This is a genomic window from Vibrio sp. Vb1166 (assembly GCF_033338695.1).
In the GTDB taxonomy this organism is placed as follows: domain Bacteria; phylum Pseudomonadota; class Gammaproteobacteria; order Enterobacterales; family Vibrionaceae; genus Vibrio; species Vibrio alginolyticus.
Map to the genome: position 1 here is coordinate 1 of NZ_JAWOTE010000032.1, position 25612 is coordinate 25612.

The following is a 25612-nucleotide window of genomic DNA, read 5'->3' on the forward strand; positions in this document are numbered from 1 at the left end:
GGACGGATTCGAACCATCGAAGGCAGTGCCGGCAGATTTACAGTCTGCTCCCTTTGGCCACTCGGGAACCCCTCCAGAGGATTTTTATACTTAGTAAGATGTTTTCCCAACTCATCTCCCAAGTGCGGAGCGAATCATAGCAAACTCGCTCAGGCTGTAAAGCGTTTTTCTTACGTTTTTACGTTGAATGCTGTCTTTTTGGGCAAAGATGGTAGAAAGTCAGCGTTTTGTTTGTCCTTTGAACAGAAGAGAGGCGCGCTTTTTACTTGAATTTACACTACTTGACGTTAAACACCGTATCTACTGATAAACTGTAAGCAGTTTAATGACATAAGTTTATTCGTTTAGAAGTCAATATCATGAGCATGAAAGCCACGTTATCGTTATCTGTTTTAACGCTTTCTATATTACTGAGTTCTCCATCGGTTTGCGCTGCGATGCGAGGAGGCTCAGCGGTTACTGTTGTGACTGAACAAGTAGAAACGCATGAGATCAATCAATCCTTAACTCTTATCGGCAAATTAAAGGCAGCGGAGTCTGTGGTTGTCGCATCGGAAGTCGCTGGCAAAGTGAATCAAATCGCTGTTAAAGCGAATCAAAATGTCCAGCAAGACCAGCTATTAATTAAGTTAGATGACGATAAGGCTCAAGCCGCTTTGATTGAGGCAAAGGCGTATCTAAAAGATGAACAGCGTAAGTTAAAAGAGTTCCAACGTTTGGTTAAGCGGAATGCGATTACTCAAACTGAAATCGATGCACAAAAAGCCAGTGTTGAAATAGCACAAGCGAGGCTTGATGCTGCTCAAGCCAATTTAGCTGACCTCCATATTACTGCCCCATTTTCTGGCACTGTTGGTTTTATCGATTTTAGCCGCGGCAAAATGGTCAGTGCGGGTACTGAACTTTTGACGTTGGATGATCTTTCCGTCATGGAACTGGATTTACAAGTACCGGAGCGCTATTTATCGATGCTTTCTATTGGTATGGAAGTCATCGCTAAAACCAGTGCATGGGGTAGCCAGACCTTTACTGGTCAAGTCACAGGTATTGATACGCGGATCAGTGCCGAAACACTGAATCTTCGCGTGCGTATTGAGTTTGATAACCCAGAAAATCAATTGAAGCCGGGCATGTTGATGAACGCTTCACTAGCATTTCCTGCTATTAAGGCGCCAATCATTCCTGTTCAAGCACTTGAATACTCCGGAACTAAACGTTTTGTATATGTAATTGATGAAAATAACAAAGCTACTCGTCAAGAAGTGTCGCTAGGTGCTCGTGTTGGCAACGAGGTGGTGATCGAATCTGGTGTTGAGATTGGTGACAAGATTGTGGTTCAAGGCATTGTTAACATGCGTGATGGTGTCGAAGTGAAAGAAATTGTCGCGCCACTAAAAGCGAACACCACGGATGTGACACGCAATGACAGTGAATCGGATGAGGAAGAAAACTAATGTTACTGTCCGACGTTTCAGTTAAACGCCCTGTCGCGGCGTTGGTTCTGAGCATGCTGTTGTGTGTGTTTGGCTTTGTGTCATTCACCAAATTAGCCGTTCGTGAAATGCCTGATATAGAAAGCCCAGTCGTTTCTATCAGTACGCGTTATGAGGGTGCATCGGCGACTATTATTGAAAGCCAAATTACCTCCGTTTTGGAAGACCAGCTTTCTGGGATCAGTGGAGTTGATGAAATTAGCTCCACTACTCGTAACAGCATGTCGCGTATCACGATCACGTTTGAGTTAGGTTACGATCTCAACACAGGTGTGAGCGACGTGCGTGATGCAGTGGCTCGTGCTCAGCGCTCGCTACCTGATGAAGCGGATGACCCTATTGTTTATAAGAACAATGGCTCGGGAGAGGCGTCGCTCTACATCAATCTCAGTTCTGCAGAGATGGACCGTACTCAATTAACCGATTATGCCGAACGTGTATTGATGGACCGCTTTAGCCTGATCTCTGGGGTTAGCTCCATTGATCTCTCCGGTGGTTTGTACAAGGTCATGTACGTGAAGCTTAAGCCAGAACTAATGGCTGGACGTTCAGTTACAGCTTCGGACATTACATCAGCTTTGCGAAGTGAGAACCTAGAAAGCCCAGGTGGTGAAGTTCGCAACGACTCAACAGTAATGTCCGTGCGTACGGCTCGTACTTATAACACGCCTGAAGATTTTCAATATCTTGTCATTAAACGCGCAAGCGACAATACACCTATCTATTTAAAAGATGTAGCAGATGTCTTCATTGGTGCAGAAAACGAAAATTCAACCTTCAAAAGTGATGGTGTAGTAAACATCAGTCTTGGTGTGGTATCGCAGTCAGACGCAAACCCGTTAGAGGTTGCTAAGCTGGTTCGTTCTGAAGTCGATAACATCCAGAAGTTCTTACCAGAAGGTACACGCCTTGCGATAGATTACGACGCGACAGTATTTATCGAGCGTTCAATCGAAGAGGTGTACAGCACGCTATTTATCACAGGCGGCTTGGTGATTTTGGTGTTGTACATTTTCATCGGCCAAGCTCGTGCAACCTTAATTCCTGCGGTTACGGTTCCTGTTTCTCTGATTTCTTCGTTCATTGCCGCGTACTACTTTGGGTTTTCTATCAACTTGATCACCTTGATGGCGTTGATATTATCGATTGGTTTGGTGGTGGATGACGCAATTGTGGTTGTAGAGAATATCTTCCACCATATTGAACGCGGTGAATCGCCATTACTCGCCGCATATAAAGGCACAAGAGAGGTTGGTTTTGCTGTTATAGCAACAACATTAGTGCTGGTGATGGTGTTCTTACCGATCTCCTTTATGGATGGCATGGTAGGTCTACTATTTACAGAGTTTTCTGTATTGCTGGCTATGTCGGTCATATTCTCCTCTTTGATTGCCCTGACGCTGACTCCTGTATTAGGTAGTCAGATTTTGAAAGCGAATGTAAAACCAAATCGATTCAATGAAGCGGTTGATCGCTTGTTTAGCAAGCTTGAGAGTGGTTATCGCGCATTATTGAAAGGCGCATTGAAAGTACGTTGGGCTGCTCCGCTGGTGATTCTAGCTTGTTTGGGCGGTAGCTATTTCTTGATGAATCAGGTACCGGCCCAGCTGACCCCACAAGAAGATCGCGGTGTGATATTCGCGTTTGTGCGCGGTGCAGATGCTACGTCATACAATCGTATGTCAGCCAATATGGATATTGTCGAAGACCGATTGATGCCATTACTAGGGCAAGGTTATCTGAAGTCATTCAGTATCCAAACGCCAGCGTTTGGTGGCCAGGCAGGAGACCAGACAGGCTTTGTGATCATGATTCTAGAAGATTGGAACGAACGTGATATCACGGCTCAGCAAGCCCTTAACAAAGTACGGAAAGAATTGGCAGGTATCCCAGATGTTCGAGTGTTCCCATTTATGCCAGGTTTCCAAGGTGGTTCGAGTGAGCCAGTTCAGTTCGTATTAGGCGGCTCTGATTACGATGAGCTCGTTGTTTGGGCTGAAATGCTAAAGAACAAAGCAGAAGAATCACCAATGATGGAAGGAGCAGAGATAGATTACTCGGAAAAAACGCCTGAGTTATTGGTTACAGTTGACCGACAGCGTGCCGCAGAGCTAGGAGTCAGTGTTCAAGACATTTCTGACACCCTAGAAATCATGCTCGGTGGTAAAAGCGAAACGACTTATGTTGAGCGTGGCGAAGAGTACGATGTGTATCTTCGCGGTGATGAAAATAGCTTTAATAATGCTGCAGATTTAAGTCAGATTTATCTGCGCACGAATAGCGGTCAGCTAGTGACGTTAGATGCGGTCACAAAAATTGAAGAAGTGGCGGCCTCTATTCGTCTTTCTCACTACAACAAACAGAAGTCCATCACTATTACTGCCAACCTGTCGGAAGGTTATACATTAGGAGATGCGCTGGATTACCTAGACCAGGAAGCCATCGACAACTTACCGGGTGACATTTCGGTGAGTTATTCGGGGGAGTCGAAAGACTTTAAAGAGAACCAAGCGAGTGTTGCTGTTGTGTTTGCATTGGCACTGCTAGTGGCGTATCTCGTGTTGGCGGCTCAGTTTGAAAGCTTCGTAAACCCGTTAGTGGTCATGTTTACGGTGCCGATGGGTGTATTTGGTGGCTTCCTTGGTTTAGTTATTATGGGCCAAGGTATGAACATTTATAGCCAGATCGGCATGATCATGTTGATTGGTATGGTGACGAAAAACGGTATTTTGATCGTAGAATTTGCCAATCAGCTACGTGATCGTGGCGTTGGGTTTGAAAAAGCGATCATTGATGCAGCTGCGCGACGTCTACGTCCAATCTTGATGACTGCGTTTACCACACTTGCTGGCGCAATTCCGTTGATCGTATCGACAGGGGCGGGTTATGAGAGCCGTATTGCCGTGGGTACGGTAATCTTTTTCGGGATGGGGTTTGCGACATTGGTGACCTTGTTTGTTATCCCGGCAATGTACCGATTGATTTCGGCGAAAACACAAGCACCAGGTCATGTAGAAGCAGAGTTAAACAAAGCAATTAGCCATGATACGAAGGGCCGTATAGCGCACCCTTAAATCAAACGTTAAAACATAAAAGCCGAGGTAATAACCTCGGCTTCTCTTTATCGGTTTAAAGTTAGCTCGGAAGCGTTCGATTAGAAGCGTTTCCCTAGGCTGATTTGTACACCTTCGTAGCTGTCGTAAAAATCTTCAAAACCCATATCCGCGACATTATAAATGTACTCTGCGCGTAACCAGATATCTTTGCTCATATCCCAATGGACACCAGCACCGATGTTGAATAGCGCGCCTGAATCATCTGTGACTTTTTGTTCGTTTGGAACATACATTTCAGCTTGAGTGCCAAGCGCAGTTACGCGACCAAACAGTGACAGCGGCGTATCGCCTAAGTTATCACTTGTTACAACAGCAGACATACCTGCTTGGTAATAGTGAAGATCTAAGTCAGTTTTTAGAGCATCGTTCTTAAGTTCATTTTGTGAATAGCGCAGAACCCCTTCAAACGCGAGGTATTGGTTTATATGGTAACCCCAGCCAACTGTGATATGTGGTGTTGACCACTCATTGTCTCTATCCGAGCCGAAATACGGTGTATCAAAACCAACGTTACCAGTACCCAGATAAAAATAAGATTGATGAGCTTGTTCTTGAGCAGCTAAAGTTGGCACGCTAATGGTCAAGGCAGACAATAATAGAATGGCGTTTTTCATAACTAGACGATAACCTTGGTAAAAGACCGTTGTAATGATTTGTTTAAATGTTAATTTAATCAATAGGATGGATGGTAATTATCATATCAGCTTTTATCAAAGGTAGTGATTTTAGAATGGGAATTGTTGCGCTAAAGCATACTTCTTACTCATGACTACCGACTAACTAGATATGGTGACGAAAGCTAGCTAAATAAGAGAGAAGGAAAGGAAAGTGGCTGAATTCAAATACAAAAACTTGACTCAAGAAGAACAAGATAAGTTAGACGCGGCGACATTTCGCCGTTTATTGGCGCATTTAGATGCTAACAAAGACGTACAAAACATCGACCTGATGATCCTTGCGGGCTTCTGTCGCAACTGCTTTAGCAAATGGTATAAATCTGAGGCTGAAAATCTCGGTTTGGATTTAGATATTGATGACGCTCGCGAACGTGTTTACGGCATGACTTACGATGAATGGAAACAAAATCATCAACCAGCGGCAACGCCAGAACAATTGGCTGCGTTTGAAGCGCGCCAGAAAAAGTAAAACCCAGCGATAAAAACAGCCCACATGAAGTTGGGCTGTTTTTTAAAGTCCAGTTTGCACGTTAAGCGTTAGTTGAGCCGCAACAAGCTGGCTCAACGCAACCTTTTGCTTGAATGACTTCGAGTTGAGCTAAGTAAGGTTGAATATCGCCGATGTTCTCTTTTACCCATGTTAAGTCATAATACGTATCTAGGTAACGCTCTCCAGAATCACATAGAAGCGTCACGATAGAACCCTTCTCACCGCGTTGTTTCATCTCACAAGCCAATTGCAGCACACCGTAAAGATTGGTGCCTGTTGATGCGCCGACTTTACGCCCAATCAGCTGAGATACCCAATGGGCGGTTGCCACACTGGCTGCGTCTGGAATTTTGCGCATTTCATCAATGACACCAGCAATAAAACTTGGTTCGACACGTGGTCGCCCGATACCTTCAATTTTGCTGCCAGTATCGCCTTTCAATGAGTGATTTCCTGACTGGAAAGCATCGTAAAACACTGAGTTTTCAGGGTCTACCACGCAAAGCTTAGTGTCGTATTTTTGGTAACGAATAAAACGGCCAATGGTTGCTGATGTGCCGCCTGTTCCAGGACTCATCACTACCCAGCTAGGAATCGGGTGATCTTCTAACTCCATTTGGCTAAAGATAGAGTTCGCGATGTTGTTGTTACCGCGCCAGTCAGTAGCGCGTTCAGCATAAGTAAACTGGTCCATGTAGTGACCATTTAGTTCTTGAGCCAAGCGTCGAGACTCGTCATAAATCTGATCTGATCGTTCAACAAGGTGCGCTTTACCACCGTAAAATTCAATTTGTTCGATCTTTTTACGTGCAGTGGTTTTCGGCATGACGGCAATGAACGGTAAGCCAAGTAAACGCGCAAAATACGCTTCCGAAACGGCAGTGCTGCCTGAGGACGCCTCGATTACAGTGGTTTCAGGACCAATCCATCCATTACAAATAGCATAAAGAAACAATGAGCGCGCCAATCGATGCTTAAGAGAGCCTGTTGGATGCGTGCTCTCATCTTTTAGGTAGATATCGATACCATCAAGAGAAGGCAGTTCAAGTTTAAATAAATGAGTATCAGCAGAACGTTGAAAGTCTGCTTCAATTTTACGCACTGCATTGTTGATCCAGTTGTGGTCAGTACACATGGCGTCTCTCCTTGGAAATCGATAGATAAGCATTAGATGGGAATAATTTACCTATAATACGAGAGAAAAACTTTGCTATAGTTGCCGGTAATGACTATTTTGATAGAAAAGTTTTCTACACTTCGTGGGTTTTATAGGATGAGTTTGGATCGGGTCGATAAACAGCTGCTTGCGTTGTTACAAACCGACAGCACCTTGTCATTAAATGAGTTAGCAGAGCAGGTAAATCTGACAACGACGCCATGTTGGAAGCGTTTGAAAAGGTTGGAAGAAGAGGGCTACATCGAAAAACGCGTGGCGTTGTTAAGTACAGAAAAGCTCGAGCTATCTTTCATTGCATTTGTTCAGTTAAAAACGATTGATCATTCCGAAGGTTGGTATCACCATTTTGTTACAACTGTGAGTGACTTTCCTGAGGTAATGGAGTTTTATCGTATGGCTGGCGAGTATGACTACATGATGAAAGTACTAGTCAAAGATATGAAGTGTTTTGACGAATTCTATAAGCGGTTAGTTAATAGCGTAAAAGGGCTATCTAATGTGACTTCAACATTTGCTATGGAGTCCATTAAATACACAACAGAGTTACCAATCCTAAAATAACTCGCCCTATAAGAATTCTATCTAATGTTAATTCTACCTTTTAGTATTTTAAATGTTAAAAGGTAGTTTGATTATGCTTTTAAAACTATTTCCTACCAGATTTTTATAAATATAAACGATATTTATTCTCTCTTCTATTTTTCATTAACCATTTGTTTTTGCAGTCCATTAATCCTATACATCATAACGAAAGAAAAAATAACGCAATTTTTTCTCTTTCTTTTTCATGTTTTATTTTATTGAATATTAATTTTTACTAAATTAATGGAAGAGTTTGATTTAAACGTTTGCTTTTTGTGTTTTCATGTAATTTGGTCGCTATTTTTGATTATTTGTTTTTAGGATTAATACAGTAGCAATTACTTAAGTAATAAAGTACTCAAAAATGGGGATAGTGATTAATAAAACATCGTATTATTATCGCCCCATCTTGTATGTAACAAAGTATTACTAAAAATGAACAGAAATTACTATTTGCTTTTTCTCGCAGCTTTACTCGCTGGCTGTGGCGGTGGGGGAGACTCTAAGCCGAACAATACGAAGACACCAACTACGATAACAAAGCAGAACCGTCCGCAATTAAAAGTGGAAGACACGGTGTTGAAGTTTGAAGGAGTGGGAACGGTTACTGAAGCAAAACTGAGCAATGTACATGGGTCGGTATCTTACCAAGTCATTGATTCTAATCCGCCAAATGTCGTGAAAATTAATGACTCAGGAATACTACAAATTCTGCGCCCAGGAACGGCGACTATTCTTGCTACAGATAGTAGCTCTGCTTATGAATCTTCTGAAGCAAGATTTTCTGTCACTGTAGAGCGAGGCATCAATACTGAACTTTCAGTGAGTGATCTGAATTTCAATGCGATTGAGTCAGAAGGAAAAGCGTTGATCGTCCGTGGCCAAAAAGGCGAACTGAGTTATGAGGTAGAAAGTGGTCATAACTTGATTCGTGTTGATGAGAACGGTTCGGTATATTCATTAGGTTCAGTTGGTCAGGCATCGGTGCTGATTACTGATTCAGGTAACGACTTTTACTTGCCGAAACAAGTTCGCGCTACGGTTAAGCTGCATGCAGTAGCTCCGGGGCAATTACAGTTCGCTTTGCTTGAAGACGAGTATCGAGAAGGGTTGACGTTAGAACCAGTGCGTCTAGATAAAGCTCAAACGCAACGTATTTCTTACAAAATTATAAATAGCGTACCAGACAGCAAGGTGGCCGAGTTGCTAGACCCTGAAACGGGTTTACTTCTTGTTCATAATGTTGGTCGATTAACGGTTGAAGCGACTGCAACTTACAGCGACGCGTTTCTGGATAAACAGCAAACAGCGCAATTTTTTGTGGATGTAAAACAAGGCAAGCGTCAAGAAATCAGGGCAGCGGATATCGTCACAACTTATGAGGAAGGTGGACGAATTTTCCCTAAGGTGACGAACGCCTACGGTGACTATGAGCTGAGAATCATTCGTGGTGAAGACGTTGTCGCTAAAACTGAAAATGGTGAAGCATTACTGATCAAAGGTGTTGGTGCTGCTGAAGTGGAAATTTACGAGCATGACATGCGTAATTATCCTGCAAGCAAAACTCGCTTTGATCTTGAAGTTAATCGCGCGCCTCATCCCGTTATAAAAGACATTGAAATGCCGCTTACCTATCAACCAAATCTTTCAATCCCTCTGGCGTTTAAAGGGCAAAAAGGTAACGTAAATCTAGTTAGCAGCTTACCTAATGGCTTACGAATGACTGACGGCAAGTTGGAGGTAGTGACTGCGGGTGAGTACGACCTTAAGTTTGAAGACGATGGTGGGGAGTTCTACCAACCTATTCAATTTAATGTCGTCATTAAAGTTGCAAAGGCTGAAGGCCAACCGATGGCAACGCACGATTATGACGTTGTGTACAGCAACAAATACAGTTTTGATCTTCACCGTGATTTTGGTTTGAGTGCTGACGAGCAAATTGAGATTGTAGATAACACCGCACCAGATGTTGTCGGTGGTTTTAGTGAAGGACGTCTCCATGTGTATAAAGCGGGTAAAGCGACGCTAACTGTGCGCAGAAAAGAGAGCGCGAATTATACTGTTGGTCCTGATCAAAAAGTCTATGTGACAATTTTGAGTGCGCCGAGCCGAATTGAAGTTCAATCCGATGTGGAAGAGATTTGGAAGGTTGGCCAAACATTTGTTGCGCCGAAAATCTCTGGTACGGTTGGAGAAGTTACGTACCGATTTGCAGACAACGCTGCAACAGATGTGGTTTCCTTAAACAGCCAAACGGGTGCCATGCAAATTCTTAACGCGGGTAGCACAAAAATTATTGTTTCGGATGCGGGGGACGACAAAGTGGATCCGGGTGAAAGTAGTTTCTCGGTCACGATTAAACAAGGCACAAACCCTGTATCGGTTACTTACCCAACGGTAGAATTCTCCGCTGGTAGTGTTATCTCACCAGTGATGAGTGGTGGGACTGCGAAGGCAAGTTACCGTCTTATTAACCAAAAAGACCCTGTGGTCGAGCTAGTTTCTCCTGATACAGGGCGTTTGAAAATCCTGCATGCAGGCACGTACCAATTAGAGGTTACTCTTACTGGGCGCAACTACAAAGCTAAAACAATCGTCGTAAATGGCACTATTAACAAAGCGAATCACCCTGGTTTAAGTGCTTCTACAATGAAGGTGGAATTTGAACCATTTAAAAAGGTTAAGCTAGACTTTGGTACACCAATAGGAAACCGCAGCTATCAAATATCCAGCTCAACAATTAAAGGAGTCGCTTCATTAGATGTTGATAAGGAAGAGCTGACGTTACTTGACCTCCCACCAGTAAAAAGACGTTGGATTTCTCTCGACGTTTCGGAAGGAGAATCTCGAGATTACAAAGCGTTGGAAAGTAAGAAAGTCCAGCTGTATCTAAGCTTTGCAGATGAAGGTGTTGCGGATCAATATACATTGCTTGAAACTGAACAAACAGTATTGTTTAGCACGCTAAATGCACGTGAGTTTTCTAACTTAGAAGAAAGTGAGTTTGGTTTGATGAACGTTCGTTCAGTGCGAGAGCCAACGGACGAAGAATTGAAATTATACGGCAAAGGTAAGATTGCACTACTTGCATTCAAGCCGGTGGGTAACGATGACCAAACTCTAATAAAAGGAGCGTGGGTACACTTAGCTCGATTTGATGGATGTACATCAGAGCTGTTCGAAGATGATCTCAAGCCTTTTGAAGCAATTGACTATGATGACCCAGGGTACTGCACCAACGGCAGCACGATTCGTATGACTCGGTTCTTAATAATTGATGACTCGAAGATGGAAAAGGTAGAGTATGAGTTAGTAGCACCTGTGATTACTTACCGTCGTGGGGTTCGTGAATTTTTAGCAACGAATAAAGGTGGATTCTATGCCGACCCAAATGTCATTTACGGGAAAGGCGAATATGGTTACCCGAAATCACTTTACGAATGGTCGGTTATTAACATGAAGTATCAACCAAATTAATCATCGTTTGATACCCCTTAAAAAAGGAGTGCGGAACAGCACTCCTTTTTTCGTCTGGCGAACACGAGCTATTTCGTGTAGCGCATCACCCCTTCTTGCACGGCGGTCGCCACTAAGTGACCTTGCTGGTTGTATATTTCGCCACGGACCAACCCACGAGTATTGCTCGCCGTTGGGCTCTCTATCGCATATAGAAGCCATTCATCCATCTTAAACGGACGATGGAACCAGATAGAGTGGTCAATGGTGGCCACTTGAAAGTTAGGCGTCATTAATGAGACTTCATGTGGATGCATTGCTGTCACAAGGAATCCCCAATCGGATGCGTAGGCCAGAAGGTACTGGTGAATTAGCTGATTCTCTGGCATTTCACCATTAGCACGAATCCAAAGGTACTGTTTGGGTTCTGCTTTTTTGGGCTTCAAAGGGTTGATAACCGTAACGGGGCGAGTTTCGATTGGCTTTTCCCCGCAAAATGTTTTGCGTAAGCGTTTGGGTAGAAATTCTGCAATATGGCTTGCGAGCTCACTCTCTGAGGCAAAGTTTTCTGGACCAGGGATATCTGGCATTTCTTTTTGATGATCAAACCCAGGTTGATCGCCATGGTAGGATGCGGTTAGGTAAAAAATAGGGCGTCCATTTTGAATTGCTTTTACGCGTCTAGTGCTAAAGCTACGGCCATCTCTCAGATTTTCTACATCATAAATAATAGGTTTTTCTGGATCGCCAGGGTACAAAAAATAGCTATGGAAGGAGTGTACCGTGCGTGTTTCTTCAACGGTGTAGCGCGCAGCAGAAAGCGCTTGCCCAATTACTTGACCGCCATAAACTTGAGGCAAACCTAGGTTTTCACTTTGGCCACGAAACAAGCCTTCTTCTAATTTTTCGAGTTGTAGTAGGCTGAGCAATTCTCGTAGTGGTTTACTCATTGTGTCTCCTCACCGTTGTCTTTCATTCCAAGTTACCTCAACAGCCTCACTCTTGTGAAGTGGCATAGTTAAGAACTATTGAGTAACTTAGAAATAGTATTGTTCCAATTATGAAACAAAATCAATTGTTTGATAAATTCTAACTCAGTCAAACTATTGTCAAATAAAGTGACAGGAAGCAGACAGTTTTATATTCCACACCTATAATTGCCTCGGTTTAATGCTCTTTTCGAGGAATATATGAAAAAAACACTACTACTTGTTACTTCTCTACTCTTTGGGGCTGCGTTAGTGGGTTGCCAAACTTCTCAAAATACAGAAATGGAATCTACAGAAGCGTCAATGAAGACGATTACAGGTACAGTGGCTTATCGCGAGCGGATTGCCTTGCCACCAAACGCAGTGGTTACTATTGCGTTAGAAGATGTGTCCTTGGCGGATGCGCCAGCAAAAGTGTTGGCGAAACAGACATTCGAAACAGAAGGTAAGCAAGTTCCTCTTTCTTTTGAGTTGAGTTACGACAGCAATGAAATCAAACCAAACCATCGTTACAGCGTTCGTGCTCGCATTGAGGTAGATGGAAAGCTGCGTTTTATCAGCGACACACATAACGGTGTTATTACAGATGAAGCACAAACTCACCAATTAGATATTCGTCTAGTTGGAACACGTTAATACGACGTACTGAGAACAAAAAATGGCAGCTTAAGGCTGCCATTTGTATTTTTTAAGTGAAGTTTTGCCAACTTCCGATACTTCAATCCCTTCTGCTTCTAATTTCTTTTTTTGTCGCTCTAAGTCTCTGCCTTTTAAAGATATTTTTCCTTGGCTATTTACCACTCTAAACCAGGGGAGTTTACTGCCTTCTGGTAAGTTGCCCAGTGCTTTACCAACATGTCTCGCATAGCCCGGATAACCGGCCATTTTGGCAATTTCCCCATAGGTGGAGACTTTTCCTTTTGGAATTTGGTGAATTACAGCAAAGATTTGCGCTAAAAATTGGTCCATACTCAAAAGTGTCTATTTTGGGTTACTAAGGAATGGTAAACCATTGGACTTGTATATTGCTAACGGTTCTTAACCCTTGTGTTGCCAGCGACTCACTTTGAAGAATTACATTTTCTGTTCTTTAGTGTCGTTGGTTGATGAGCCTTAAACAGCATGAAGCAAACGCAAGCTAAGCTTGAATCTAGACCCTCTCAACGACTTTCAATCCCAGTTTTTGCCGTTGAGTTACCAAGTAGGTGGGGAAGCCAGGAGGCGCTATGATTTTATCGACACTTCAATTTTTCGTTACGACCTTACTCGCTGTTGTCTGTGTTCGGGCGATGAGTTTGAGCGAGGGTGACATTCCCGTTCTTGCACTTATGATCCCCGCGCTGTGGGTTCTGCCACAAGGTGGGTTCGCTGGCTTAGTATTGCTGGGCGCGATGATGGCTTTTGGTGCGACACTCTCAATGCAGCCAATTGCTTTGTCGGTTGGTGTTTTGATCCTTTTCCCACTTTTAATGGTGGTATTTTCTCGTAGAAGCTCTTTAGGTGTGTTGCTCACCGCTGGTCTTATTGTACTTACACTGCAAGTTGGTCTTATGGTCACACAGCAAGGCGGTAAGCTGGATGGTTCTGCTTGGGTTACAGTGGTTCAAACCATTGCGGTTATGGCGATGTGGTGGTCGGCTGCGCATTGGACGCCATCCAATAAACACAGCTGGTGGCCGTTGTTTTTGTTGCTCCCATTGTGGATTGCAGGCCTACCGTACGCCGTTCTTATGGCGTTAAGTTTGACGGGAATGTTAGCGTCAATGGAAGCACTTGCGAAGCTTCAACATACCATTCGTTGGAGCAAATTATTATGTTGGACATTGCCGACTGTGGGTTTTGCCGCTTTAGTCGTCAGCCCGACCACGGATGTGCCAAACCCTGTTTTCGTGGTTTGGATCTGTTTGTTAGGGACGGCTTGGATGACTGACTATATTTTACGTAGTAGCGATGAACAGGCTGAATTATGAGTTTTTAGTCAGGTAAAAAGTGACATGTGCGGCAGAGTATCGAATTGGTTGTGGAACAAAATGGAGATTAGTATATGTTCTTCATTTCATATTTACTACACTTCCAATAATAATAATAACCACAATATAAGTGGTTGATTTAAGATAAGTTTGTCATGACAACTTTTGCTCGAACACTGTTGCTTTTTGCATGTTGCCTCTTGAGTTTGAATGTAAAAGCCGAAGCCCCTTTAATTGCTCATTATAAAGTCGCGACTGAAGCGGATGATGTCGTCACTCGTGTTCTTTTCAATGCTGCTTCAAAGGAGTTTGGCTTTACCGTTCAATACGTGAACTACTCCAGCTTTGATGCCATTCTAAATTCAGTAGCGAATGGGGAAGCGGACTTTGCTGCGAATATCACTTACACACAAGAACGTGCTCAACGTTTTAGTTATTCCCGCCCAACAAATATCGAATATACCTACCTCTTTGGTTTAAAAGATTCGACGTTGAGTGACATTTCGCGTGTTGGCGTCCCCAAAGATACAGTTTATGCCCAATTACTTAAACAACACTACCCTGAGCTAGAACAGATCTCTTATCAAGGTCACGAACAAGCAGTAACACTGCTACGTTCAGGTGCTGTGGATGGCGTTGTCGATGCCATTAACCAGCTCAAGCCGATGCTGATGGAGGGGTTTGACGCCAAGATGCTCAATGATCAGATTTCGATAAAGCCCGTATCCATCATCAGTAAAAAAGATCATCATCTTGAAGCGTTGGACACGTTCGCTACGTTTATTCACGGGGAAGCGGTGCAAAAGCAGCTTCGCGAAGAAATTTCCCAGTATCAATTTGAATTAAGGCGAGCAGCGTTGCGTGATTCTATTCGTTTATTGCCCCTTGATTTTAATGAACCAATACGGATTAAGCTCGAATCTATCTTTCCATATGTTGTATACAACGCAGATGGTAGTGTCGAAGGGATGACGGCTGATGTAGTCCTGAGAAGCTGTGAGATCTTGGCTTTAAACTGCTTGATCATTAGTGAGCCTGGTGAAAGCTGGGGTTCTATGTACCATGAGTTTATCCAAGGTAATTTCGAAATTTTGGCGCCGTTAACGGTCAGCCGTGAGCGGCGCGCATTTAGCTACTTTCCAAAGCCCCATTACGCGCCAGCATCGGTGATGGTCAAGCGTTTAGGTTACAAACCGAGCACATACTCTCATGTTTCACAGTTGATATCTGAGCGGATTGGCGTAGTTAAGGATGACTTTTTCGATCAAATGATGACGCAACTGTTACCGCTAAAAGAACTCAAACGTTATCGTACCCAACAAGAGCTCATTCAGGGGCTACTAAATGAAGAAGTCGATTACATTCCGATGGATACGGCGATGCTTAATCATTTTTTACGTCTCAGTGAATTGGTTCCGATAGAGCAGGATACCGCTATTGGCGAGTTTTATGAGTCACAACTCTCTGTTGGATTGGTCGCGAATGAAAAAGGAGCCATGCTTGCGCCTTTCTTCAGTCGAGCGATAGCGATGTTAGAAGTTGATAAGATCATTGCTCAGTACGATGTACGCCCAGATTGGCGTACCGCACTTGAATATGAGATTCGATTAGCGACGCAAACACAAGCTGTGTTTATCTTTGTATTATTGTTTGCTATTTGTGTTTCGCTTTATCTTTACCGTCAATCGAACACTGACAACTTAACAGGGTTAAGGAATCGTCGTGCGTTGCAAGTAAAGTATCGAAAAGGAGTAAACAAAGATCTATCCATACTTTACTTAGACATTAATCATTTCAAACGAATCAATGACACTTATGGTCATCGCGCTGGGGACGAAGTTTTACAACTACTGGCGCTAAAAATTCATTATGTCTGGTCGGGAAGATGTTATCGAATTGGAGGGGATGAGTTCATATTGCTGGGTTATCCAACGCAAGCCGAGTTAACTAGAGCAATGAGAGAGCTCAGTAGAATCGACGTGAAAGGCAAATTATGTAGTGATTTGGAGTCTATAAGTATCTCTATTGGTTTCTCTGCAAAAAGGGAACGGCACATGAGCTTAGAGCAAGCGATGCATTTGGCTGATGAAGACATGTACATGAGTAAGCAGTCCTCACGGCACGACTCCTCTTATCGTGACTGCACGGTTTCATCATAAAGGAATGAATTGATCGAGTTTTGTTCAAACGGTAATGAAATGATGAAATTCAAGGTTTTTGCTCTTGCATTATGAGAGCTGATACTGAATAATCGCCCCATCGATTGAGGCAAGACCTCTCGAAAAGAATTATGGGGCTCTGGTCCTCTCGCAACAATAGCTCGTGAACTCGGTCAGGTCCGGAAGGAAGCAGCCGCAGCGTGTGACTTGTGTGCCGGGATGTGGCTGGGGTCCCACCCTTTGAAAGCCCTGCGTTATCGCAGGGCTTTTTTCGTTTTTGAGCCTTCTTTTATTTTGGCTACGCTTGGTGTTCAACGTCTTCTGATGATCAAGCTTCTTGAGGTTATTTAGGTATAATTTATAATCTCATCCGCTTGATACCGAACTGTCGTGAAGATTGTTTAGGGTACGCTCGCCGAATAACCATTTTCACCTGGGATACTTTAATGATTTCAAAAAACCAATTAAAACTGCTTCGTGCTTTAGGTCAAAAGAAACAGCGTAAAGCGCATGGCTTATTCCTAGTTCAGGGTGAAAAGAACGTACTAGAGCTAGCAAGTAGTTCATTGAAGGTGAAGCAGGTTTTTGCAACAGCGGCATTTCTCGAACAAAATGCTGGTACGCTAAATCGTTTTGATTGTGTTGAAGCATCGCTTGATGAATTGACCAAAGCGAGCACGCTTGTGAGCAATAATGCGGCCATTGCTGTGGTTGAAATTCCGAGTGTAAAAGAGCCTCAAGCGAAAGGCTTGATGATTGCGCTAGATGGTGTATCCGACCCTGGTAATCTAGGTACGATTATTCGTGTTGCAGACTGGTATGGCATCAAGCACATTATTGCGAGTACAGATTGTGCTGATCCTTATAATCCTAAAACGATCAGTGCGACCATGGGCAGCTTTGGCCGCGTACAAGTGAGTTTGGTGGATTTGCCAAGTTACTTGGAACACGCCAAATTGCCAGTATATGGCGCGTTTTTGGAAGGAGAGAGCGTTCATAAAACGGATTTCGCTGCTGAAGGTATTTTGTTGATGGGCAGCGAATCTCATGGTGTGCGTGAAGCCGCAGCAAAATTCGTGACAGATAAGATCACGATTCCGGCGTTTGGCGGTGCCGAATCACTGAATGTCGCGATGGCGACTGGCATTATTTTAGACAACATGCGCCGCCAACATAGCTAATGCAACAATTACTTAATAACAAAGCCAGTCTATTTGACTGGCTTTGTTGTATTTTGCCTAGAAAAATCAGCCTGGCTGAATCTTGCGTTTAACGAAATACAGTGAATGTTGTTCGGTGAGTTAATTTTGTTTTAGTTCAATAGGCTGTGCCTATAAATAAAATTACTCCTTTCCATTTAGTAAAATCAGGAAATTAGGCGACACTTATCTAAAGGCCGCAATAAAATGCCCTTAAGGAGATAAGAATGCATTCATTAAAAGTAAAAGATTACATGACGTTGCAAGCGGTGACTTTCACGAAAGATATGTCACTTTCGGCAGCTTTAAACAAAGTAATGCAAAGTGTCACACTAGGTGGCCCTGTCATTGATGAAAATGAAAAAGTGGTTGGGTTTTTATCGGAGCAAGACTTATTAGATAAGTTGGTGAAAGCAAGTTATCACTGCCAAGATACACATACGGTACAAGAGTGTATGCATGATGATGTCTTATCTGTTTCTCCAGAAATGTCAGTAATTGAACTGGCTGACATGATGAAAGTTGGAAAGCCGAAAATGTATCCAGTGGTGGATGGCAAAGGTAAGTTGGTTGGTGTTATCACAAGAAGAGACGTGCTGCGTGCCATAGGAATGACATTAAATGAGTGTTTTAAGCATCCCGTTTAACCTCTCTGTTTAAACTTTACGGAATATTGCTTTTAAACTGGTTTGGAAAGACGCTTCGGCGTCTTTTTTATTTTCTATCGCCGAACTGTACAAATTTATCTTGACCTTGGAGCTTACTCTAAGGTTTATCCTTAGCAATAGGTAAATCACCGATACCAATAAGGAAAAAATTATGTGTACAAAACATCAAGGTTGCCAATCTAGCAAAATCAAAACTGCGGTGCCGCTTGGTGCAAGCGAGTCATGCTGTGCGCCAGTAAAATCTTCGCTCAATATCTCTCAGGCCAGTGTTGATGTTTCTGAAAGCTCTTGCTGTAGTGGAGGAGGCTGCAGCGTTGACACAGGCGAGGAAGACGATCCCACAAGGGAGAGTAATTCCTCCGTTCGGAACGCTTGGCTTGTGTCAGGTATGGATTGCCCATCTTGTGCGCAAAAGCTTGAGAAAGCCATTACGTCTTTACAAGGCGTCAGCCAAGCCAAGGTTTTGTTTGCAACAGAAAAACTGGTCGTCGATTTTGATGGTCTAGAGCTGATAGCTACGATAGAGCAGACAGCCCAAAAAACGGGTTTCCCGCTCTCTTCACTTGATGCTCCAAAACCAAGCACTACAAAGAAAGGCTGGCTTGGCGTCATAAGAGACAACATCCAAATTCTCTCGATTGCTGGTGCAATGGCTACTGCGGCAGTAATTTCTAAGATCGACCCTCAAATAAGCGCTTGGTTATTCACTTTGACGTGTTTACTTGGTTTATACCCAATCGCGCTCAAAGCATTTAAGTTGGCGCGTAGCGGTACGCCTTTTGCGATTGAAACGTTAATGAGTGTAGCGGCGCTCGGCGCTTTATATTTAGGTGAAACCGCCGAAGCCGCAATGGTGTTATTGCTTTTCCTTATTGGTGAAAAGTTAGAAGCATATGCATCATCTCGCGCGCGAAGCGGTGTCCAGGCGTTAATGGACTTAGTCCCAGAAAATTCAATTTTAATTATTGATGGTGAACGCAAAGAAGTACCAGCTGCGCAGCTTAAACCAGGGGATATCATAGAAGTCGCACCCGGAGGTCGTTTGCCTGCCGACGGTGTTTTGCAAGATGCGCTTGCGAGTTTTGACGAAAGTGCGTTAACGGGAGAATCTGTTCCCGTTGAACATCAAACCGGTGGCAAAGTGATGGCCGGGGCTGTGGTTGTCGATAAAGTGGTTCGTTTACAGGTGACTTCCCGTCAGGGCGAGAATGCGATAGATCGAATTCTTCATTTGATTGAAGAAGCAGAATCCCGTAAGGCACCATTAGAACGCTTTCTTGATAAATTTAGCCGTTGGTATACGCCACTAATGATGTTGGTGTCTCTGATGGTTATCGTTACGCCGCCATTACTATTTGCCCAACCGTGGGAAACGTGGATCTATCGAGGACTCGCCCTGCTGTTGATTGCTTGTCCATGTGCATTAGTCATTTCAACGCCTGCGGCGATCACTTCTGGCTTGGCGGCAGCGGCTAAGCGGGGCGCATTGATCAAAGGTGGAGCGGCGCTTGAGTTGCTTGGCAAGGTTGAGTCTGTCGCATTTGATAAAACTGGGACACTGACGCAAGGTAAACCAGAAGTGACCGACGTCTTTGCTTTTGATATGGATGAAGACAAGTTACTTAGCCTAACTGCGTCAATCGAGGTTGGTTCAAGTCATCCTCTAGCGGTTTCTTTAGTTACCAAAGTGCAAGAGCAGGGGCTTACTATTCCTGAAGCGTTGGATAAAACCGCGCAAGTAGGCTCTGGTGTCACTGGTTACGTCGATGGAAAAATGGTCCAAGTGGTCACGCCTTCAAAGGCAGACTTTCCACTTTCTCAAGAAGCCAAAGAGCAAGTGGTTACGTTGGAACAACAAGGTAAAACGGTTGTCATTGTTCGTTACGATGACGAGGTCATTGGCGTGATCGCATGGCAAGATACATTGCGCTCAGATGCCAAGCAAGCCATCGCAATGTTGAAGGAACTTGGGGTCACGTCGGTGATGCTAACGGGTGACAACCCGAGAAGTGCAGAAGCAATGGCAAATAGAATAGGCTTGGATTATAAAGCGAGTTTGTTACCTGCAGACAAGGTGCATTACGTCGAGAAACTATCACAACAACATACCGTTGCGATGGTGGGAGACGGTATCAATGATGCTCCAGCCATGAAAGCTTCGAGCATTGGTATTGCGATGGGAGGCGGTACGGATGTTGCGCTCGAGACTGCTGATGCGGCGTTAACACACAACCGTTTGATTGAGCTACCTGCCATGATAGAACTGTCGCGTGCGACGCTAAGTAACATTCGTCAGAATGTCGCGTTAGCGCTAGGTTTGAAAGGTGTATTCTTAGTGACAAGTTTACTTGGGGTTACTGGGTTGTGGGTTGCAGTATTAGCTGACAGTGGTGCAACAGCACTGGTGACATTGAATGCGTTGAGATTACTTCGTTTTGAGTCCAAACAGATCAAATAACTGACCTAACCAATGATCCCACTCATTAATAGCCCGAGGCATTCGTGTATCGGGCTTTTTTTAACCGTATTCACCTGATGCGATCAGACGTTTTTCTCGTCCTTGAAATCACGCATTGCTATGCAACAAAATGATCTAATGCCCCTTAAAGTGTGATCAATACCAGTTTTGTTTGAAATTTCATTTTCATTACATCTTATCATTGTGATTGTGATCACTCTATGTTGGTGAAAGGTTCGCTACAGTGCATCTGTACCCAATAACTGATTAATGAGCTTATTGTTCATAAAATAAGCCACAATAAGGAGCGACTTATGTCTCAAGCTGTATTCCATTTAGGTGTTACTGAAGCTGATCTTAATGGTGCGACTCTAGCGATCATTCCTGGTGACCCAGCGCGTGTTCAAAAAATCGCAGAACAAATGGAAAATCCAGTATTTCTAGCAAGCCATCGTGAATACACGCTATACCGTGCAGAGCTAGACGGTAAACCTGTTGTGGTTTGTTCTACAGGTATTGGTGGTCCTTCTACCTCTATCGCAGTTGAGGAATTGGCACAGCTTGGTGTTCGCACTTTCCTACGTGTTGGTACAACGGGTGCAATTCAACCGCATGTAAACGTGGGTGACATGATCGTAACGACGGGGTCAGTTCGTCTTGACGGTGCGAGCCTACACTTTGCTCCTATGGAATTCCCAGCAGTTGCTGACTTTGAAGTAGCAACCGCAATGAAAGCAGCGGTAGAAGAGTCTGGCGCTACAGTTCACATGGGTGTGACTGCATCAAGCGACACGTTCTACCCTGGTCAAGAACGTTACGATACGTTCTCTGGTCGTGTTGTTAAGCGTTTCCAAGGCTCTATGCAAGAATGGCAAGACATGGGCGTACTTAACTTCGAGATGGAGTCTGCAACACTGCTAACAATGTGTGCGAGCTCTGGTTTAAAAGCGGGTTGTGTGGCTGGTGTTATCATCAACCGTACACAAAAAGAGATTCCAGATCATTCAACTCTGAAAGAAACGGAAGCGCGTTCAATTAAAGTGGTTGTAGAAGCAGCGCGTAAAATGCTTTAAGCCTCTATAGTTGGCATTTAAACAAACAGAAAAAACCAGAGGCTAACCTCTGGTTTTTTTCTACTTATAGAAATGCGTACAGCTAAAATTTAGGTATAAAAAAAGCAGCATTAATGCTGCTTTTTATCGTTGTGAATTTTAGCTTTTCTTAATGGCACTATATCTCGTCTGAACCGCCCGCGTCTTTAAACCAAGCCGTTAAGTGCGTTCTTAAATCTTTAAGCTCATCAGGGCCAATCAGGGCTAGCCCTAAGTCTTCAGCACGAGTAATGTCATTGTGACGAAGAGGACGGAAGCTCACCAACATTGCGCGCGCTTGTAAGCCACCTAATAGATCGCGAAGCGATTCTAACTTATATAAAGTATCGTCGCCGTCATCTCTCATGCCTTTGGTTTTGCACTCGATGATGTGCAGCTTGTTGTTTACAACTGTTGCGACATCTAACTCATTGCGTACTTCACTTTCACCAAGTTTACGATAAACCTGAACATTTAACGATCGATCTTGAATCGTCGGCATAGTGTCTTGGATTTGCTTCACGGTGCTGTGAACCAAAGTTTCTAACCACTCACCGTTTGAAAAGCGTCGAGCATCTTCATCTGCAAACGTTAAAACGCCATTTTCATAGGTGGCGATTTCTGCTTCTACTAAATCTGAAAGCAACATGTTGAGCTCACGGTAGCCCTGCTGTTTTTCGGAGAGCTCGACATCAAGCTTTTGTTCTTTGCGGCATGTGGTTGCAAGGTAGTTAAGTGTTGCTAGACCTGGCCCAAGTTCAAGCGCATTTGAGGCCCATCGTTCACCAAGTTCATACAATTTTTTATCAAGAAGAGGTGGTAAATCAACGTGGTGAAACTCGCCGCGTGCACCAAAGATAGTGAGGTAATCTGCAATCGTAATGTGATCTTCGACTTGGGTATCTTCTTTGCCATCAGGGTATAACCAACAAAGCTTATCGCTACTAGGCTCAACCACAAAAATTGGCCAGCGATAGGTACGGAAAACTTCGTACACCGACAACAAGCGATGACGAAGACCACAGCTCGCGTTCAATTTTACATCTTCGCCGCGTTCATGGAGGTCTTTTGCCAGTTTTTGAATTGCTTGTTTGATCAGAGATGTATTAACAGCGGATGGAATTTCAAAAAATTCAGAAGTAATTTCTCGTTGATCTAAAACGGCACTCAGTCGGTCAAATATATCTAACTGGCTCTTGTCTCCGATGAAGACGATATGTGTGCTTAGCGTACGATTATCTAATAGAGGAGTGACCAATCTCACTGGGTCTTGGTCGATAATACCAACATGAACAGCCATAGATTTTCCTTTTTATGAGGCCGCTCGAAAAGAGTTGTTCAAGGGGATGAGCTGGCCTTATTAATCATATGTAGACATGGCCGACAAAAAACAAGGGCGACTTAACAAAAAGTCGCCCTTATACAGTTGATTGCACTAATTAATGCTCTTAATTATAAAGTATTTATAACTTAAATCGGTGGACCAATTCATTTTGCTGATGAGCCAAGTGGGTCAGTGATTCACTGGTTTGTGCGATATTCGACATGGCTTGGAAACTTTCATCGGCGATGCTGTTGATATCTTCGATGCTGCGAGCAATGTCTGTTGATGTTTCACTTTGCTCTGCTGCTGCTTGTGAAATGTGCGTACTCATTTGGCTGATTTCGATGATTAGCGCTTGGATCTCTTCCATTGAGCTGTTCGCTTTTGATGCTTGCTCAACCGACATCTCCATATCGCTCATACAGCTTTGTATGACTTGGTTCGCCGATTGCGAGCTAGATTGCAGATTACTGATCATGGATTCAATTTCAGTGGTTGATTGAGTCGTTCTTGATGCGAGTACTCGTACTTCATCTGCCACTACCGCGAAGCCGCGACCTTGTTCACCAGCGCGAGCCGCTTCAATTGCCGCGTTCAATGCCAGTAGGTTGGTTTGCTCCGCAATGTTGCGGATCACATCAAGGATAGACCCAATTTGACCACTCATCTTTTGTAGCTCAGAAACTGCGGAGACCGATTCGTTCAAACGTGTTTCTAGTTGATTAATGGTTGAGATATTACTGCTCATAACATTTCTGCCTTCTTCAGAGGCAGATTCGACGCGTTGCACCATTTCTAGCGAGCCTTGCGCACTTTGCGCGACTTCCTGCACTGAATGAGACATTTCTGTCATCGCGGTAGCGACGTTTGCTGTTTGTTCGCGTTGAGAGCTCAATTTGATTTGTGCTTGCGAAGAGGTGCGTTCGTTGGTTGTCGCGGTTGACGATAGGTTTTCTGACGCTTCGTTGAGTTTCACCAAGATCTCGTGAAGGTTGTCGGCGAGTGAGTTAATGTGTCCACTCACACGGCTGAATTCGTTGTTATAGCGAATATCGATACGCTGTGTCATATCACCTTCAGTCAGGCCTTCTAACACTTTTAGAATACGAGTCAACGGCTCGCGAACGCTTTGTGCGATGTGGTAGCCAATCGCTGTCGCGAGTAAAACGACAATAACGCCAATGATGATGGCTTTCGTTACACCCGCCGAATATATGTCACCTGCATCTGCCAATGATTCATTGAGCTTATCTGTTGCGGTTGTCGTAAATTGCTCAAGAATCGCCATAGTTGAATCCACTTTATTTGCTAGGTTGGCGATATTGTTATACAAAGCGGCGCGAGCATTGAGGTAATTATTATGTTGGTCTAGCACACCGCCACGCATACCGACGTCACGAGTAAATTGCTCTACAGATTCGCCAAATGCTTTTTCTAGCTCAGGAAGCTGAGTCACCAACCCGCGGAATGCGTAATTCAAGTGCGTTACTGCTTTGCGGTTTTTAGCCACGGCTTGCGTAACAAACTCAGGGTTGGAACTGGCGAGGGCATCAGAAGTAATCACTTCGGCATCTTTTAACTTGATAAAGTAGCTCTTTGCCATGACTTTGACAGAAATGCTGGTTTGATCTGCCACATATTCTTTAAGACCAACCGACAGTTCGGTATTCAGTTTTTGGAAGCGGCGTGAGGATTTTTGCACTTCTTCTTGAGCCGCGAACATTGCTTCGTAGTTGTCCATGGCCTCTAGAGCTTCTGTAAAATAGCTCTGCTCTAACGTTTTTAACTGTGAAAACGGTTCGGCAAGAGAAGGGTAGGTTTGGCTTGCGGTTTTCAGTTGAGCCAATGTGGATTCGAAGCGCTGTTGAGATCTAGCAAATTCCTGACGCATTTCATCCATGCGTTGTTTATTCTCTGTCGTCAGGAAGTCTTTAAATGATTTGTCGGCAGAAAGCAGCTCAACACTGGTTTGATTAGATAACGATACCAACGGTAGGGATGATTTAGAAACCGTGCCAAATTTTCCGTGAATATCACTCATTCCTCCCATCATAATGGCAATTGTGACGGCAAATAGGATGATGATCAGTGCAAAGCCGGCATACATCCTTTTAATAACTGAACCTCGCATAAGTGAGCTTCCTCTCCCAAAAATAGACAAGCTACCCAAGCATTTTGAGTTTACTTGGGTATAAAAATAATAATTGTCTTAAAAAAGTAACAAAATTCATTGGATTGTATTCAGTTTGTGACGCGCATTTTATGACGCACACGACAAAAAAAGCTTCGTTAATTAGCATTTGATTAATAATGTTAAGTGAACACTGTTTTTATTGAGCTCCGCTTTTGGTTGGCGCATACTAATTGGGGTCTAATTACGTTTATAAAATGGAGTCCTCATGGCGGAAGAAACGATCTTTAGTAAAATTATTCGCAAGGAAATCCCTGCCGATATCCTTTATCAAGATGATTTGGTGACTGCGTTTCGCGACATTAACCCTCGCACACCAAGCCATATTCTCATTATTCCGAATAAACTGATCCCAACAACGAATGATGTAGAAGCTGAAGATGAAGCAATGATGGGGCGTTTGTTCACTGTTGCTAGAAAGTTAGCGAAAGAAGAAGGTATTGCTGAAGACGGCTATCGCCTAATCGTTAATTGTAATCCACATGGTGGCCAAGAGGTTTACCATATTCACATGCACCTACTAGGCGGCCGCCCTCTAGGTCCAATGGTATTGAGCTAAGCTTTTAAAAGTG

The 25612-nt window shown here is 43.7% G+C and carries 19 protein-coding genes, 1 tRNA gene and 1 other RNA gene; 14 read left to right on the plus strand and 7 right to left on the minus strand.

Translation table 11 applies throughout. The features are described 5' to 3' along the window. Positions 1-67: transfer RNA gene (locus tag R7E51_RS21205), tRNA-Tyr, on the minus strand. Positions 68-359: 292 nt separating this feature from the next. Here R7E51_RS21205 and R7E51_RS21210 point away from each other — a divergent pair. Next, entirely contained in the window at positions 360-1454 is a 1095-nt protein-coding gene (locus R7E51_RS21210; RefSeq protein ID WP_005378593.1) for an efflux RND transporter periplasmic adaptor subunit, read from the plus strand. Further along, entirely contained in the window at positions 1454-4567 is a 3114-nt protein-coding gene (vmeF, locus tag R7E51_RS21215) for a multidrug efflux RND transporter permease subunit VmeF (protein ID WP_054576347.1), read from the plus strand. The genes R7E51_RS21210 and vmeF overlap by 1 nt, the downstream gene beginning before the upstream one ends. An 80-nt stretch (positions 4568-4647) precedes the next feature. Here the strand turns inward: vmeF and R7E51_RS21220 are convergent, their stop codons facing one another. Beyond that, entirely contained in the window at positions 4648-5223 is a 576-nt protein-coding gene (locus R7E51_RS21220) for a porin family protein (protein WP_053307492.1), read from the minus strand. Between the two features lie 214 nt (positions 5224-5437). On the opposite strand from R7E51_RS21220, the gene R7E51_RS21225 reads away from it, so the two are divergent. Beyond that, positions 5438-5755, plus strand: a complete 318-nt coding sequence (locus R7E51_RS21225) for a DUF1244 domain-containing protein (protein WP_005378586.1) — start codon at positions 5438-5440, stop codon at positions 5753-5755. Between the two features lie 61 nt (positions 5756-5816). Here R7E51_RS21225 and R7E51_RS21230 read toward each other — a convergent pair whose 3' ends face one another. Then, a complete protein-coding gene (locus tag R7E51_RS21230; protein ID WP_005389952.1) occupies positions 5817-6911 on the minus strand; it encodes a PLP-dependent cysteine synthase family protein in 1095 nt (364 codons plus the stop codon). Between the two features lie 138 nt (positions 6912-7049). Between R7E51_RS21230 and R7E51_RS21235 the strand changes: the two genes are divergently transcribed. Both R7E51_RS21235 and R7E51_RS21240 read left to right on the plus strand, forming a co-directional pair. Further along, positions 7050-7514, plus strand: a complete 465-nt coding sequence (locus tag R7E51_RS21235) for an Lrp/AsnC family transcriptional regulator (RefSeq protein ID WP_017820003.1) — start codon at positions 7050-7052, stop codon at positions 7512-7514. Between the two features lie 456 nt (positions 7515-7970). Then, positions 7971-11012 carry a cadherin repeat domain-containing protein gene (locus R7E51_RS21240; protein WP_206958513.1) on the plus strand — a complete coding sequence of 1014 codons (3042 nt, stop codon included), beginning with the start codon at positions 7971-7973 and terminating at the stop codon, positions 11010-11012. 68 nt (positions 11013-11080) lie between these two features. On the opposite strand, the gene tesB is transcribed toward R7E51_RS21240, so the two are convergent. Continuing rightward, on the minus strand, positions 11081-11941 hold the full coding sequence (gene tesB / locus R7E51_RS21245) for an acyl-CoA thioesterase II (RefSeq protein ID WP_005378575.1): 861 nt from the start codon (positions 11939-11941) through the stop codon (positions 11081-11083). A 240-nt stretch (positions 11942-12181) separates the two neighbouring features. On the opposite strand from tesB, the gene R7E51_RS21250 reads away from it, so the two are divergent. Continuing rightward, complete coding sequence (locus tag R7E51_RS21250) at positions 12182-12616, plus strand: YbaY family lipoprotein (RefSeq protein WP_005378572.1); 435 nt, start codon at positions 12182-12184, stop codon at positions 12614-12616. A 30-nt stretch (positions 12617-12646) separates the two neighbouring features. Here R7E51_RS21250 and R7E51_RS21255 read toward each other — a convergent pair whose 3' ends face one another. Beyond that, the gene (locus tag R7E51_RS21255) at positions 12647-12949 is read right to left on the minus strand and encodes a DNA base-flipping protein (protein WP_005378570.1); all 303 of its coding nucleotides are present in this window, start codon (positions 12947-12949) and stop codon (positions 12647-12649) included. 257 nt (positions 12950-13206) lie between these two features. On the opposite strand from R7E51_RS21255, the gene R7E51_RS21260 reads away from it, so the two are divergent. From R7E51_RS21260 to udp, 7 genes are all read left to right on the plus strand, one after another. Further along, on the plus strand, positions 13207-13950 hold the full coding sequence (locus R7E51_RS21260; protein ID WP_005389942.1) for a hypothetical protein: 744 nt from the start codon (positions 13207-13209) through the stop codon (positions 13948-13950). Between the two features lie 155 nt (positions 13951-14105). Beyond that, positions 14106-16109: a GGDEF domain-containing protein gene (locus tag R7E51_RS21265; protein ID WP_206958514.1), complete on the plus strand. Its 2004-nt coding sequence runs from the start codon at positions 14106-14108 to the stop codon at positions 16107-16109. A 137-nt stretch (positions 16110-16246) separates the two neighbouring features. Continuing rightward, positions 16247-16343: signal recognition particle sRNA small type (ffs, locus tag R7E51_RS21270), an RNA gene on the plus strand. A 212-nt stretch (positions 16344-16555) separates the two neighbouring features. Then, positions 16556-17290: an RNA methyltransferase gene (locus R7E51_RS21275; protein WP_005378485.1), complete on the plus strand. Its 735-nt coding sequence runs from the start codon at positions 16556-16558 to the stop codon at positions 17288-17290. A gap of 245 nt (positions 17291-17535) precedes the next feature. Then, on the plus strand, positions 17536-17955 hold the full coding sequence (locus tag R7E51_RS21280; RefSeq protein ID WP_005378483.1) for a CBS domain-containing protein: 420 nt from the start codon (positions 17536-17538) through the stop codon (positions 17953-17955). A gap of 172 nt (positions 17956-18127) precedes the next feature. After that, on the plus strand, positions 18128-20434 hold the full coding sequence (locus R7E51_RS21285; protein ID WP_206958515.1) for a zinc/cadmium/mercury/lead-transporting ATPase: 2307 nt from the start codon (positions 18128-18130) through the stop codon (positions 20432-20434). Positions 20435-20748: 314 nt separating this feature from the next. Further along, positions 20749-21507 (plus strand): uridine phosphorylase, encoded by a 759-nt coding sequence (udp, locus tag R7E51_RS21290; protein WP_005378479.1) that lies wholly within the window; start codon positions 20749-20751, stop codon positions 21505-21507. 157 nt (positions 21508-21664) lie between these two features. On the opposite strand, the gene R7E51_RS21295 is transcribed toward udp, so the two are convergent. Together R7E51_RS21295 and R7E51_RS21300 are read right to left on the minus strand one after the other, a co-directional pair. Next, complete coding sequence (locus R7E51_RS21295; protein ID WP_005378476.1) at positions 21665-22825, minus strand: DUF1887 family protein; 1161 nt, start codon at positions 22823-22825, stop codon at positions 21665-21667. Between the two features lie 163 nt (positions 22826-22988). Further along, on the minus strand, positions 22989-24980 hold the full coding sequence (locus tag R7E51_RS21300) for a methyl-accepting chemotaxis protein (protein ID WP_206958516.1): 1992 nt from the start codon (positions 24978-24980) through the stop codon (positions 22989-22991). A gap of 268 nt (positions 24981-25248) precedes the next feature. On the opposite strand from R7E51_RS21300, the gene hinT reads away from it, so the two are divergent. Then, a complete protein-coding gene (gene hinT, locus R7E51_RS21305; RefSeq protein ID WP_005378473.1) occupies positions 25249-25599 on the plus strand; it encodes a purine nucleoside phosphoramidase in 351 nt (116 codons plus the stop codon). The last annotated feature ends 13 nt before the right edge of the window (positions 25600-25612 follow it).